The following is a 13267-nucleotide window of genomic DNA, read 5'->3' on the forward strand; positions in this document are numbered from 1 at the left end:
AGAGCCTCACTGAATCGCCCCGGGTTCTTTAGACACTCTCCAAGCTCGCTGCGTAACGCTTTTCAAACTTTACCGGGGACAGCTGATTGTTGAAACCATGACGACGTTTTGCGTTGTAAAACATCTCGATGTAATCGAATACATCACCACGAGCATCTTCCCGTGTGATGTAGATTTTTCGCTTGATCCGTTCTCGCTTCAAAAGCTGGAAAAAACTTTCTGCGACAGCATTATCGTGGCAGTTACCTCGACGACTCATGCTGGCAACCAAATTGTTCGCCTTCAAGAAACTACGCCAATCGGAGCTGCTGTACTGGCTGCCTTGGTCGCTGTGAACCATCACCTCTTGTTTTGGTTTACGCCTCCAAACGGCCATCAATAATGCATCATTGGCCAAATCGCTTGTCATTTGCGGTTTCATTGACCAGCCAACTACTTGGCGAGAAAACAAGTCCAGTACCACTGCCAAATACAGCCAGCCTTCGTACGTGCGGATGTAGGTGATGTCAGTGACCCAAACCGTGTTGGGTTCCACCACATCAAACTGACGCTTCAATAAGTTGGGTGAGGCCACCGCAGGTTTACCTCCGTACTTCCCTGGACGTCGGCGGTACCCTGTCTGAGAGCGCAGACCTTCAATACGCATCAATCTGGCAACCCGATGGCGACCGCAAGCCTCACCGATTTCACGCAGGTCATCATGGATTTTGCGATAGCCATAAACGCCGCCGCTCTCCAGCCATGAATGTTTTATCAGCCCCAACAGGCGCTGGTCGTCTTTGGCGCGCGCAGATTGCGGTTCCGATAACCAAGCGTAGTAGCCACTGGGGTGGATTTTGAGCGTCAGGCAAAGCCGTCGAACGGAGTAGTCGGCAGCCTGCTGCTTGATAAAGGCGTACTTCAACCGCACTCCTTGGCAAAGTACGCGGCGGCCTTTTTTAATATGTCTTGCTCTTCAGTGACCCGCTTGAGTTCCGCCCTAAGACGTCGAAGTTCAGCCTGCTGATCATCGCCTTGCTGTCGTTCTTCCTGTGGCTTGCTGTAGCGCTTTACCCACGCATAAAGGCTGTGAGTCGATACACCGAGACGTGCTGCCACATCAGCGACAGGCAGCTTCTTTTCGATCACTTGATTGACTGCTTGGATTTTGAATTCTTCGGGATAACGTGGGTTGCTCATGGCACCTCCTGATTGGCCTCATTTTAAGGCAAAGAGGTGTCTAGGAAACCCGGGGCGATTCAGTTCGTGAGATCGGTAACAGGGTTGTCAAGGTCCAGAAAAAACGTAGAGAAAATCTTTTCGGTGAAAAGGCTCCCGCGTCGATAATGTTGAGTGTCGAATAGGCCTTGCTAAAGACCGGCTCTATGAATTAGAACTGCTCCGATGATCTAAGAGACTAAGCCCTCCGTAATGCTTTACGACGGAGGGCTGTTGCTGAGTGACTAGTCTCCACGCCTGTGTTTATGTGTAAAAGTCTCGACTTGCTCCTTTTGGCCGACAACTGCCTTCCACCAACGTCAGCTTTGGATCGATGATTGTGCCCAGCCGCCTGCAGCAGTCGGGGACAAGCACTATCACGGTATTATTATCCAGCAGAAGGAAACTGCCATGCCACACACTCAGATGCCGCAGTTGTTCAATATCGATTTGTTGCTCGAGGAGCTTCAGGACGAAGTGGTCACTGGCGAAACCCTGGATCTATTTGTTGCGTCACTCGCCTTTAAGAACTTCGACGGCTTTGCCCGGCGACTACCATTCGTGCTTGAAAGCGTGACCTATAAAGCCGTGACTTGGCAGACGTTGGTGGACGCTGCCCCCGCGAAGTTCAGGATCCGCCAGACCCAAGAAGAGGTGCTGGTCTTTGCACAGACCGAACATTGCGGCTGCGTGCGAACCTATCGATATCGGCATGCACAGGGCATCGGCGAACATGATTCGGCAGACATGGGTTGGTGCGCTGTGTCGACACCTGAGACGTTTTACGCACAACTCGACACGCCGGCGGCTGCGGCTGTGTTCCATGCCTGGCAGGCCTGGATGACCCGCGCGACGGCAGAACAGGCCGCGATGGCTGAAGGACGCTTTGAGAACACCGCAGTCTCCCGATCGATAATTTTTACTGGAGTGGGCAGTTGTCTGGCTTGTAAGGCGCCTTCCGTCGCCAGTGCACGCACTACGTTGAGCAGCGCCACCGACAATGGTCTGCTGATTCAATTGCCGTTATGTGCTCAACACCTGCAGGCCGCCCAAGAGTATCCGTGTGTCGCGCTCTTTCTAGAAACGTTATTCTCGATCTCGCTTGGACTGCCGGAGGTCGAGCGAAGGGAGGCGATCCCGGATGAGCTGATCGCATCATTGCACGCCATGGTCGCCGAGGCCTTGGGCGGCACGGTTGGTACTGCGCTGAAACGAAAGCGCGGCTGGCACCTGCGCATTGCTCTATCGGATGGTTGGCATTGGTTGCTGCGCCTGCATACACTAATGGACTATGCGCACATGTTGTACCCGCCAGGTGCAAGCAAGGAGATCTACCGTGCCGACTCGGCGCCCGATCATCCTGACTTGCCATTTTTTCCCGATCATGAACATGAGCGGCCCTCGAAAAAAAACGAGGAGATCGCACCAAGCTTTCTTTACGGCAACCCGTTGTTGGATCTGAAACGCTTGCAGCGCGTAGAAAAGGATCTACGTCGTGCCTGACGGCACCGGGACTATGTCGGAACTCGGGGAAATACTGAGGGCTATCGGTTGGGCTTGCTGTCTAGAAGGTTCGGGGCAATTCAGTTTGCGCTGGCCTGCTTAATCTGGTCAGGTTTTAATTCGGCAGGTACGTCGGCGATACAGGATGCGTCGAATTCACACATAGCTGATTTGTATATGGCACCGATTTCCAGCAGTGCAGCAGCGGAGCTGTGAATCGACTCAAATACGTCACTCTTGTATGTATTAACCATCACAGATCTCCACCAATTCTTTGTCCTCAAAGCGTTGTTACCTATGCTTGGCTCACCAACCCACTCCTAAGCAACCCTTCAAACAAAGCCGTCTCGGCTGCTGAAGATTGCGGGTATTTCGTAAACCAAACCTCCAGCACAGCCCGCAACTGAACTTCAAAATCCCGACGTTCCACCGCCCGCACCAACACCTCCTGCAACTGCTCAACCAGCACCGGCGCGCACACCTCCAGCGTCTGCAGCGCATCTTCCCCTGGTTGTTGCGTAACCGTCCGGGCATCCCATCTTGCGCAACTAATCCGGTTGCCAACGATGCGGCAGCAGCTCCTGAATCTCACTTGCCCGCTGCGTCGGCAGACGAGTGAAAACGTCCTTCAAGTAGGCATACGGATCATGCCCGTTGAGCTTGGCCGACTGGATCAGGCTCATCAACGCAGCAGCGCGTTTGCCACTGTGTAACGACCCTGCGAAGAGCCAGTTTTTGCGTCCAAGAGCCCAAGGCCTGATTTGGTTTTCGCACCAGTTGTTATCAATGGGTACAGCACCGTCATCGAGGTAGCGCGACAGCGCCGCCCAGCGCTTGAGGCTGTAATCCAAGGCTTTGGTGATGGCCAACCCCTCAAACACAAGCCCGCGCTGATCGATCATCCAGGCATGTAAGGTTTCCATCAGCGGAACTGCTTTTTCCTGACGTATTCGTCGTCGCTCATCAGGCTCAAGGTCTCGAACTTCGCGCTCAACCTCGTATATCGCAGCGATGTACTGCAACGCCTGCTCCGCGAGGAAGCTTTTCTTGGTGGCGTGCAATTCGTAAAACTTGCGCCGGACATGGGCCATGCAGCCGATTTCAGTCACGCCCAGAGCAAAGCTGGCTTTGTAGCCGTCCTAGTCGTTGCAGACCAACTTGCCTTTCCAGTCGCCAAAAAGTTGCGGGCATACTCGCTCGATCGACCAGGGCTGCAGTTGCACACCGTAGGTACCAACCCACTGGGCCAAGGTTGTAGTGATGCCTTTATCAATGACCGGCGCGGGAACCGGTGCTTGGATCATGGTTTCGCAGTCGTTGCAGACCCACTCGCCACACACTTGCCGTTCAACGCTGAACCATTCGCTTACGATGCAACAGATGGGCTAAATCGTTCAGCGGATGTTTCGTAGTTTAGTGTCTTGCGAGGACGGCTATTTAGCTGCCTTACGACAAGGTCGGTTCCTTTAGGGAAGCACTGCGTTAACAACCGGTTGGTGTCATTGCACGAACCCAGCCGAGCAGCTCGTGACTCTGCTGACATGACATGGGAAAAATTACCAATCGATCATGGATTATTGTTCAAAACGGAAGCGTAGGCCTGCATCAGCGCTAGCTAAAAGGAATCAATTATTTTATTGGAATAGTATTCCAGTATTGATATGGTAGGTTTTTACCGCCGACCCAGGCACTGCGTAAAGCGCTGGCTCTGTGCGCAACACGTGATGCTCATTCGTCAATTAGCCGGGCCCACATCGCCTTCATCCCAGGCGGATAGTAGCCGGACAAAGCCATGGAATACCCTAGGAGAACGTGATGTCTGAGTTTTTGATACCCAGTCCTACAGGCAATACCCGATTTTTTGCGGTTGTAGGTGATCCGGTAATACAGGTGAAGGCTCCACAGTTACTGAACAAGGTGTTCGCCGAGGAAGGCGTGGATGCGGTGATGATTGCGGTGCATGCGCGGCCTGAACAGCTCGCTACCGTGATACGCGGCCTACAAGCGATGGAAAATTTTTCGGGAATGCTGATTACCATCCCTCATAAGTTTGCCGCTCGTGAATTCGCGGATAAGGTAAGCCTCGCCGTTCAGGTCTCCGGCAGCACCAACGCATTGCGGCGCAACGAACAAGGAGTGTGGGAGGCTGATAACTTCGATGGTGCAGGCTTTGCCCTGGGCATGCAGCGCAAGGGATACGAACTGGCGGGGAAGCGTGTCGTAATGGCCGGAGGAGGTGGTGCGGGAAGTTCGATAGCTGCAGCATTACTGCAAGCAGGAATAGACCGGTTGTATCTGCAGGAACCGGATACGGTTAAAGCCCAAGATCTGCTCGCCAGGTTGGATCAACATTGGCCAGGGCGTTGCGAGGTTGCTCAGCCGCAACACCTTAAGTTAGTCGACATTGCCATCAACGCAACGCCGTTAGGGCTTTCGGATGAAGACCCACTGCCTATTGATCTCGCCAACTTGTCTGCCGGAGCACTGGTGGCAGATATCATCATGCAACCCGTCGAGACTCGCTTGCTTCGCGAGGCGCATGCGGCGGGCCACCCTGTGCAGCCAGGGAGCTACATGCTCAATGAGCAATTAGGCTGCTACAAGACGTTTTTCGGGATCTGAGTCCCTCGCGACCATGATCCTCGGCATTAGCGTGATTACCCTCATTTGTGCGGCGCGGTAAACTGAAAGCAGCGTTGAGTGATTTTCTGCGTGGCAATGAATCATGAGCTACCGCAGCGAATGGCTGAAAATTGAGGCGACTCCCTTGGTTTGCAGCCTCATAACGATTGGAATAGTATTCCAATATATTTTCGTCGGGAGCTTATCTCTCACACGCTAAGGAACAACAATGAGTAATGCGCTGGAACGCGGGCTGCACGCTATTGAGCTGTTGGCCGGAAAAAGCACCGGGCTAGCCCTTCAGCAAGTGGCTGAAGCCTTGGACATTCCGCCGAGCGCTACTCACCGCATGCTTAATTGCTTGGTCGAACAGGGTTTTGTGCGCCAGAACCATCAGCATGGCAATTATGTTCTTGCCCTCAAAGTAGTCTCGCTTGCACTTAAGCACCTGTCCCAGAGCAACATAGTCGACCTCGCCAAACCGATTCTTGATCGCCTCGCCCGCCTGTCCGGTGAACTCGTGCGGTTGAGCATTGTAGATGGCGATAATTTGGTATGGATCTCCAAGGCACAAGGCACGCGCTCCGGGCTGCGCTACGACCCTGATTCGGGAGCCGAAGCCAAACTCTGTTGCACAGCCTCAGGACTTGCCTGGCTGAGCAGCTTGAGCAACGAACGCGCACTGGAACTGGTTTACCGTCAAGGCCTGGCTAAACCCGGTGAATATGGTCCTAACGCAGCGACCACAATCGACCATCTGCTAAAAAATCTGCAGCTCGCACGTGATCAAAGCTATGCCTCAGTCGACGAAAGTTTTGAAATTGGCGCGGCGGCGATGGCAGCGGCGATCCGAGACTCGCAGCATCAGGTTATCGGCGTCATCAGCATTGCCGGCCCAAGCGTTCGCCTAACCCCTGAGCGTATGCAGACCCTCAAAGCGGCGTTGCTCGAAGCGGCTGATGAAATCACCGCAATCAACCTGGACAGTCTTCCCAAACTGTCGACTCTGACCTCCAGAGGCAGCGAATAGAACCACTGATCGGCCACTGCGATCGAACGCGGCCTGTCGTCCCAACCTGGCCGCATCCTCAAACGAAACCTTGATGTTTAGCGCTTTTGCACTGCGCAGGATTCCTGCCGAGCAAAAACAAGATTGGAATATATTTTGTTTGTGGAATGGCATTCCAATAATGGTAGTATCATTGCCACAATTCTCGAATTGCTTTCGGCACGCTCAGAAAAATGCCATGGCAAAGAAAGGCGTTTTTATAAAAATAAAAATACAGGAGTCACCTATGTCGAACTCTTCAACCCTCGATGTCAGCACCTTTATGGACTCAAGAAAGATGAGCGCCAGGCAATGGGTGGTGCTGTTCCTGGGCTTCATGGTGCTGGTCTTTGATGGCTTCGATACGACGTCGATCGGTTTCATAGCACCCGCGCTGGTCGATGACTGGGGTTTGCTGCGACAAGACCTTGGCCCCGTGATGATGAGCGGCCTGCTGGGACTGGCTTTCGGTTCATTGACTGCCGGTCCGTTGGCCGATCGTTTTGGCCGCAGGCCAGTGATCATCGGATCAGTGCTGCTCTTCGGTTTCTGGAGTCTGGTTTCGGCTTGGTCTACCGGGATTGTCAGCCTGACAGTGCTGCGGTTTCTGACCGGGGTCGGTCTGGGTGCATCAATGCCTAATACCGCGACTCTGATCTCCGAATTTGCGCCCAAGCGTTATCGCTCTCATATGTGTAGCGGCTCGCATTTGAAAACCCTCGGGCTCGCATTCAGCGGCATTTCTGGCTCATATTATCTGCAACCAGCCAAAGGCTCCGGCTCAGATTAATTGCAAATGAGCTTGCATTCGACGGCGCGGGCTCGCGTTTCATTGCGTCGGGCTCACATTATCTGCAAATGACCAGCGGTGGTTTGGGATCACAGAGGAATACCGGCCGCGAGCATCTTGTCGCGCAACTCAGTCGCCCGTTCGAGGTCCAGCGTGTTATTGAACAGCGCCTTGAACTCGTGCGGCTTGGCACTGAATTGCTCCACCAAGTCCTTCATGCGATAACCATTGCGCGTCAACGTGGGCTCCAGGTCATCGATATGTCGTGAGAGTACCGACTCGACGACATCCACCGACACAGGGCGCTCGCCGGTCTGGTATCCAGCCTCTAAGGCCAGCGTCAGGTGAAGTTGCACTTGCAGCGGTGTCCGCAGCTTGCTCGCGAGCAGGTCGATGGCATCGTCCGTCAGGATTGACTCGCAGGCGTCTTCCGCTCCAGTGCAGGTACGTAATAACCACTCGATATACTCGCGCTGTGCCCCAGTAATGCCGTCCAGCGAGAACACATCGGTACGGGCGCCGATTTCCTCCATGTTGTCCTTGCGCAGGTCATTGCGCAGTTTAGGGTGGCCCGCAAGCACTACCGAAAGCAGTCCATCCACGTCTTCGGCCAGTTCCATCAGACGTTTCAAGCCAGTGAGGGTGTGCCCATTCAAGTCATGCGCCTCATCGACGAACATGACGATGGGCTTCTTACCCTTTAAAATCATTTCTTGAAGCTGTCGGTCTCGGCGCTCGATCTTCTTGGGAATTTGCACCTGTTTTTCGGACGATAAGTCGTAATAAAGAGCCTCGATCAACGTGGCCAGCTTGATGTTGTGCTTATCCACGGCGACAGATTTGGAGACGATCACTTTTTTGTCGTCTTGCAGCATCTTGGTCAACCGGCGTAGCAGAACGGTCTTGCCGCTGCCGATCACACCACAGATTGCGACCAAACGACCTTCCTGCACCGCTCCACGAACGTCCTTTATCAGATCCTTGTGGTGTTCAGTCTCATAGTAGCCAGCCTGCTTGAACGGCACCGTCAACCCGAAATGCTGCATCACTTCAGCCCGCATATTGAGCTCCTTTTTTGTGTCGGAAATATTCGCGCACGCGCTCCAGAACGACACGGCGCATAAGCGTTTCTGCCAGCACCTGATCGATGAATACTTTGTCTTCAGCCACAAGCTTGGCCAGCGGTTTGGCCAATTCGTCAGCGATGGCCAACTTGGCAGCAATCACTGTCGGATAGTGGTATTCGTGGGCATGCGGGTCGAACGGCTGACGTGGAATGTCCGCCGCGGACATGGGAGCATCAGACAAGCGCACGTCGGTGCCAGATAGCGCTGCAATCGGCAATCCAAGCTGGTCGGCCAGCAAACGGATCCGGTCTGCGCGCTCATCCGCCTTGGTTCGTTTGAATGCCCGATACCGGCGCAGCGGAATAGGACCGTCTACCGGATAGTAGGGGCCGAAGCGCTCGCCTTCATATTCGGCGTACAACTCATCGTCGAACAGGCCCCACAACAAAATCGCATGGTCTCCGGCCATGCCGGGCTCAAGCTCATACTGTGTACCATCAATGGTAATACGCGCATCAATGCCAACCTTGCGCCGTTCCGGCTCGCGTGCAAATCGACAAAACTGCTCCCAGGTACACATCTCGTGCAGGCCATCATCTGGCAGCATAGTGAGCCAGTCCGCCATGCGGGTGCGCGACTCTGAACGATGACGCTGCTGATTGTAGGTGTGCACCAGATAGTGCGACAGCCATTCGTTGGCCTGCTGCTCAGTTTCCGGCTTGTGAAAGTGGTACAGCGTCTCATGCGCCTCCTTGACCGTACGAAACGGACGTTCGACCTTTCCCTTGGATCGAGCCGTTGTTCGCGTACCGTCCTTGCCGGCAGGCAGGTGCGTCTGCCATTCAATCGCGAGCGCTTGCATCACATTCTGGAACACGCGAGATTTAGCGACAGGGCCATTGTCGAGATAGATCATCTTTGGTCGGCCCTGGAATGGATTCTCGGCGTCGGCCTTTACCGCCATGGCATTGAACAGAAAACGCAATGCTGTTTCTGCATCCTCGCCGTAGATGCAGTGGTACTCCTGGTAAGCAGTACCACTGCGGTCATCGACCACACTGAAAATCGCCAGTGTAGGCTCGCCTTTACTGGGGTCGATCCAGTTTGGCTTGTCGATGCGCTTGAGATCGGACGGAGAGATATCGAACTGCCAGCAATCGTTGCTGTGTTCCGCCTGGAAACGCACCGCAGCTGGTTCTCGCGTCAAATGCGCATGATCCAAGTGCCAACGATCCAGATAGCGATTGACGGTCGGCTTGGTCAACAGCCCCTTGGGAGCCTTTATTAAGCCTTGCTTCGTCTCAACACCGAAATCCTCCAGCAGCTTGATTGCGTTGGCTGTAGAGAGATGGCGGTTGTTCTTGTTGGTGGTGCGCAGTTTCAAAGCCGCGACCAGATCGCAATAGCGCTCTAGCTCGGCTTTTGGGAGTTTGCGTGGTTTGCCGTGATCAGCGCGATGTACTGCGTGCGGTTTGTTGAAAGCATGCAATGCACGGTAGACCGTGGTAGACGAGATGCCGTATAGCTCGGCAACGGCCTGCACCTGTCTGGCGCGTTCAGGACTTTTGCGTGGCAAAAGATCCAATCGCTGCCGCAACTGCAACAGCGAGTCGACAGGAATGGAATTACGCTTGGTGTCCATGCTGAGCTAACACTCGATACACTGAGGCACGACCGACGCCAAGCCGTCGAGCAATCTCTGTCGCGCCTAGTTTTTCTTCAGCCCGCAAGCGTTGAACCTCCAGAGGGTCAATGGACGGTTTACGGCCTCGGTAAACGCCACGAGCTTTAGCGTCAGCAATCCCCTCGAGTTGGCGCTCACGTCGCAAGTTGGTTTCAAATTCTGCAAAAACGCCCAGCATGTCCAGGAAGGCTTTCCCCGCCGCGCTGAGTGTATCGATTGGCTGCTCAGTCGCCTTGAGACTGACTCCCCGCTCTTTTAGCGTGTAAACGATGTCTTGAAGATCTTTGATGCTGCGTGCAAGGCGGTCAATGCGTGTAACCACTAGCGTATCGCCAGGGCGTAGGAAATCGAGCAGTGTTTGAAGCTCTGTTCGACCCACTCGGCTTGCCCCGCTTCCTTTTTCGGAACGAACGACGTCACAACCCGCTTCGCGCAAGGTTTTTTCTTGCAGCACAAAATCTTGGTCGCTGCTGGAGACTCGGGCGTATCCGTAAAGTGCCATGGGTGAGGTTTGTCTCGTTAGGCTTTAGACGTTGTAAAAGCTAGCATACCAAAATCGAAAGACAACCCTATTGAGACAAGAAAACTGTCTCACCTGAGAGTATCGGTTGGGTATACCTAAAAAATACGACCAGCAAGAGTCTCCAACATACAAAGAGGAGCCATTTGTCAAAGTTCGGGAAAAAGAAAGCCAAGCTTGAGCTGGGCTTTCTTTTGCAGACCTACATATCACTCAAGCGTATACTTATTCTCAGCCATAAAGGCTGGCTCTTTCCAATTAGGACCTTTTTTAATTCCCCCATCAGAATTTTCAATTAACCCTTCTAGTTTCATGTTATGAACAAGCTTTAATAGCTCAAGATTATTACCAATATTTACCCAGCTGTTTCCGCTATATAGCATATCCACCATAGGATATGAAATGGATTTATTTCTCACAATAAACAATATAACATCCCTGGGATTTTCATTTGCAACCACATCATTAATATTGCTCATTTTATTCTCCGTATGTTTGTTTGTTGTATGCAGCAATGGCTTCCGGCGTATAGAATACATCTGATCCATCTTTAAGTTTGTAGTCTTCCAGAGTCGCAGCGTGAGTATTGTTCCAAATAGCACCACCATCTTTAGGTTCTACACCATCCGCTACACCTAGAGCCCTATACCGCTCCAGCTCACGAATCTCATGGGTGTAAAATCGCTTATCGACATCGGTAATGGCCAATTCGCCAGTTAGGATTTTTTCCAGACGGTCAATCATCACAACATTTGCGTCCGATGGGTCGAACCGTCCTGTATGCAACTTGACTAGATCGATACCTTCCTGAGTTACCGAGGCTGTTGTCCAGTCCAAGTCTTGAGTGGGGCCCCCAGCTTTGTCGGGATTGTACATGCGACCGCTGTGCTCACCTTTAGTGGTTGCACCTTCGTACGGGCTACTGAACACTGCGTAAATGGGCGGCAAGCCGGAGTCCGATGGGTAAACGTAAATACCATCTCGGATATTCAGCTGACTGGCTGCTGGGAATGGTTCAGCCTTGACCTCAATCGGTGTCAGTGTTATCCCGGTATACACTGGAGTTTCCACAGGCTGCGCAGGCGTCGCCGTCGTGCTATTACCTGGAACTGCGATAGGAAACGTCAGGGTGATCGGCGGTGTGTCAGTTGTAGTGAATGTATAGGCGTTGGCTACGGGATCAAGCACTAGCGCTCTTACCGGAACGGTAGCTGCCAACCCTCCAGTGGCCTGGGTGGCCACCACCGAGTATTTGGATTGATCGCCGTAAATCCGATAAGGCACATTAACCGTGCCACCTGCCGCAGCTAGGTCAAGCAGGTTATCAGGTAGATCAGGTGCAAGACCTTTGGCTGGCAGGTTCAGCATCGTTGCAGGCAACTCCCCGTTTCCCAGGGACGAGGAATAGGACAGCAAGCCAATACCAACAGCTGTAGGCACACTAACGATCGTGCCCAAAACTGCTTTGATGGCTTGGATAAGAGCGTCAAGCGTGATGCCTGAACCTGAAGTAATGGCGATAGGGCCTGCTGCGGTACTCAACTGAGTCGCACCGGCAGCGGGGAGCCTATACGTGTGAGCTGCTTTAAGTGCTGCGGCTTCAGCGGCTACCCTAGCAGCCTCAGCTGCTGCCGCTTCATCCGCGATCCGCTTAGCTTCTGCCTCGGCGGCTATCCTGGCAGCTTCAACAGCAGCAGCTTCGTCTGCAACACGTTTGGCTTCAGCTTCAACCGCTAATCTAGCCGCCTCGGCGGCTGCGGCTTCATCGGCAATGCGCTTAGCTTCGGCCTCCGCTGCAAGGCGTGCTTGCTCAGCGGCTTCGGCGGCCACACGTGCCGCTTCTGCTTCTGCTGCCAATCGAGCTTGTTCTGCCGCCTCAGCAGCCACCCGCTGAGCTTCTGCCTCTGCCTCTGCCTCTGCCGCTACTCTCGCCGCTTCTGCGGCGGCTGCCTCATCAGCCACGCGTTTGGCTTCTGCTTCAGCAGCAACCCTAGCGGCTTCAGCAGTTGCCGCTTCATCGGCAATACGTTTCGCTTCAGCTTCGGCCGCAAGACGTGCGTCTTCTGCTGCTTGCTCTGTCGCAATGCTACTGGTGAGCGCTGTAGATTTTTCAGTCAATAAGCGGATTTTTTCCGTTAGAATTTTACTTGTGTATGCTGCTGAAACAGAGCTAATAAATTCATTATAAAGTGCTAATGGGCTTAATGGGTTTTTTCGATCTTGAAATCGAATTAAAAAATCCACCCCATTTAAGTCAGCATCCTTATCCAGAGGATTCCTTCCAAAATAGGAGTTTGCCGTCACAGTACTAACGCCAAGCTCACTCTGCTTTAAAGTGATAAGCTGATCAACAACTGCTTTTTCCTTTATGGCTTTTTCCAATGGAGACAATACTTCAGTTCCGACAGAACTATTTATTTCATAGTCAACTTCAGAAGGCACATTCGGCAAGTGAGCTACGTAGGAAGCTTCTACGTTTTTTTGTCCTGCAGCCACGGTTAAAACTACTGCTTGGATTTTATTGAGAGCAAAAATATCCTTTTTATTAAAGAAATCCTCAACTTGGGCGCTGGTAGGAATATTTGCGTCCCATACTGGTGGACGATCACCTAAACCACCCGGTACGCCTACAGGTGGCGGAGGTAGTATTACTGGTGGGGGGTTATTAGTGTCGGTGATAATAACAGGCCCGATTTCAATTGGGCCGCCTGGTTCTGACATAGTGTTCTCCTGAATTAAGTGCTCATCCCTAAAAAGATGAAAGTGAGCATCTGTGCACCGGAGGTCCGTGCTTGGACTTCCCGGCGTCCGTGCCATAACCGTCTCCAACATCGCT

General features: G+C 53.0%; 10 protein-coding genes and 2 pseudogenes. 4 read left to right on the forward strand and 8 right to left on the reverse strand.

The features are described from left to right. Positions 1–28 precede the first annotated feature (28 nt). A protein-coding gene (locus PPTH39_RS21600) for an IS3 family transposase (RefSeq protein ID WP_130872445.1) occupies positions 29–1179 on the reverse strand; the annotation gives its coding sequence in 2 pieces (ribosomal slippage) (positions 29–942 and positions 942–1179; 1152 coding nt in all). 429 nt (positions 1180–1608) lie between these two features. Between PPTH39_RS21600 and PPTH39_RS21605 the strand changes: the two genes are divergently transcribed. Next, a complete protein-coding gene (locus tag PPTH39_RS21605) occupies positions 1609–2700 on the forward strand; it encodes a hypothetical protein (protein ID WP_130872446.1) in 1092 nt (363 codons plus the stop codon). A 548-nt stretch (positions 2701–3248) separates the two neighbouring features. Here PPTH39_RS21605 and tnpC read toward each other — a convergent pair. After that, positions 3249–4058: pseudogene (tnpC, locus tag PPTH39_RS21620) on the reverse strand (IS66 family transposase); the annotation flags it as partial. Positions 4059–4066: 8 nt separating this feature from the next. Continuing rightward, a pseudogene (locus PPTH39_RS23925) lies at positions 4067–4213 on the reverse strand (IS30 family transposase); the annotation flags it as partial. Positions 4214–4515: 302 nt separating this feature from the next. On the opposite strand from PPTH39_RS23925, the gene PPTH39_RS21630 reads away from it, so the two are divergent. From PPTH39_RS21630 to PPTH39_RS21640, 3 genes are all read left to right on the forward strand, one after another. Then, positions 4516–5322 (forward strand): shikimate dehydrogenase family protein, encoded by an 807-nt coding sequence (locus tag PPTH39_RS21630; protein ID WP_120266123.1) that lies wholly within the window; start codon positions 4516–4518, stop codon positions 5320–5322. Between the two features lie 229 nt (positions 5323–5551). Next, entirely contained in the window at positions 5552–6352 is an 801-nt protein-coding gene (locus PPTH39_RS21635; protein WP_130872447.1) for an IclR family transcriptional regulator, read from the forward strand. 73 nt (positions 6353–6425) lie between these two features. Beyond that, entirely contained in the window at positions 6426–7160 is a 735-nt protein-coding gene (locus PPTH39_RS21640; RefSeq protein WP_232527681.1) for an MFS transporter, read from the forward strand. Positions 7161–7249: 89 nt separating this feature from the next. Here the strand turns inward: PPTH39_RS21640 and PPTH39_RS21645 are convergent, their stop codons facing one another. The 5 genes from PPTH39_RS21645 to PPTH39_RS21665 all read right to left on the reverse strand — a co-directional run bounded on the left by PPTH39_RS21645 (position 7250) and on the right by PPTH39_RS21665 (position 13152). Next, positions 7250–8221: an ExeA family protein gene (locus tag PPTH39_RS21645; protein WP_095031007.1), complete on the reverse strand. Its 972-nt coding sequence runs from the start codon at positions 8219–8221 to the stop codon at positions 7250–7252. Further along, positions 8211–9848, reverse strand: coding sequence for a DDE-type integrase/transposase/recombinase (locus PPTH39_RS21650; protein WP_198417417.1), 1638 nt, complete (start codon positions 9846–9848; stop codon positions 8211–8213). Before PPTH39_RS21650 ends, PPTH39_RS21645 begins: the two co-directional genes overlap by 11 nt. 4 nt (positions 9849–9852) lie before the next feature. Continuing rightward, positions 9853–10413, reverse strand: coding sequence for a recombinase family protein (locus PPTH39_RS21655; RefSeq protein ID WP_095031005.1), 561 nt, complete (start codon positions 10411–10413; stop codon positions 9853–9855). A 227-nt stretch (positions 10414–10640) separates the two neighbouring features. Further along, entirely contained in the window at positions 10641–10910 is a 270-nt protein-coding gene (locus tag PPTH39_RS21660; RefSeq protein ID WP_095031004.1) for a hypothetical protein, read from the reverse strand. A gap of 1 nt (position 10911) precedes the next feature. Then, positions 10912–13152 carry an S-type pyocin domain-containing protein gene (locus tag PPTH39_RS21665; protein ID WP_095031003.1) on the reverse strand — a complete coding sequence of 747 codons (2241 nt, stop codon included), beginning with the start codon at positions 13150–13152 and terminating at the stop codon, positions 10912–10914. Positions 13153–13267 lie beyond the last annotated feature (115 nt).

The organism is Pseudomonas bubulae, from assembly GCF_900618535.1.
Taxonomy (GTDB): Bacteria; Pseudomonadota; Gammaproteobacteria; order Pseudomonadales; family Pseudomonadaceae; genus Aquipseudomonas; species Aquipseudomonas bubulae.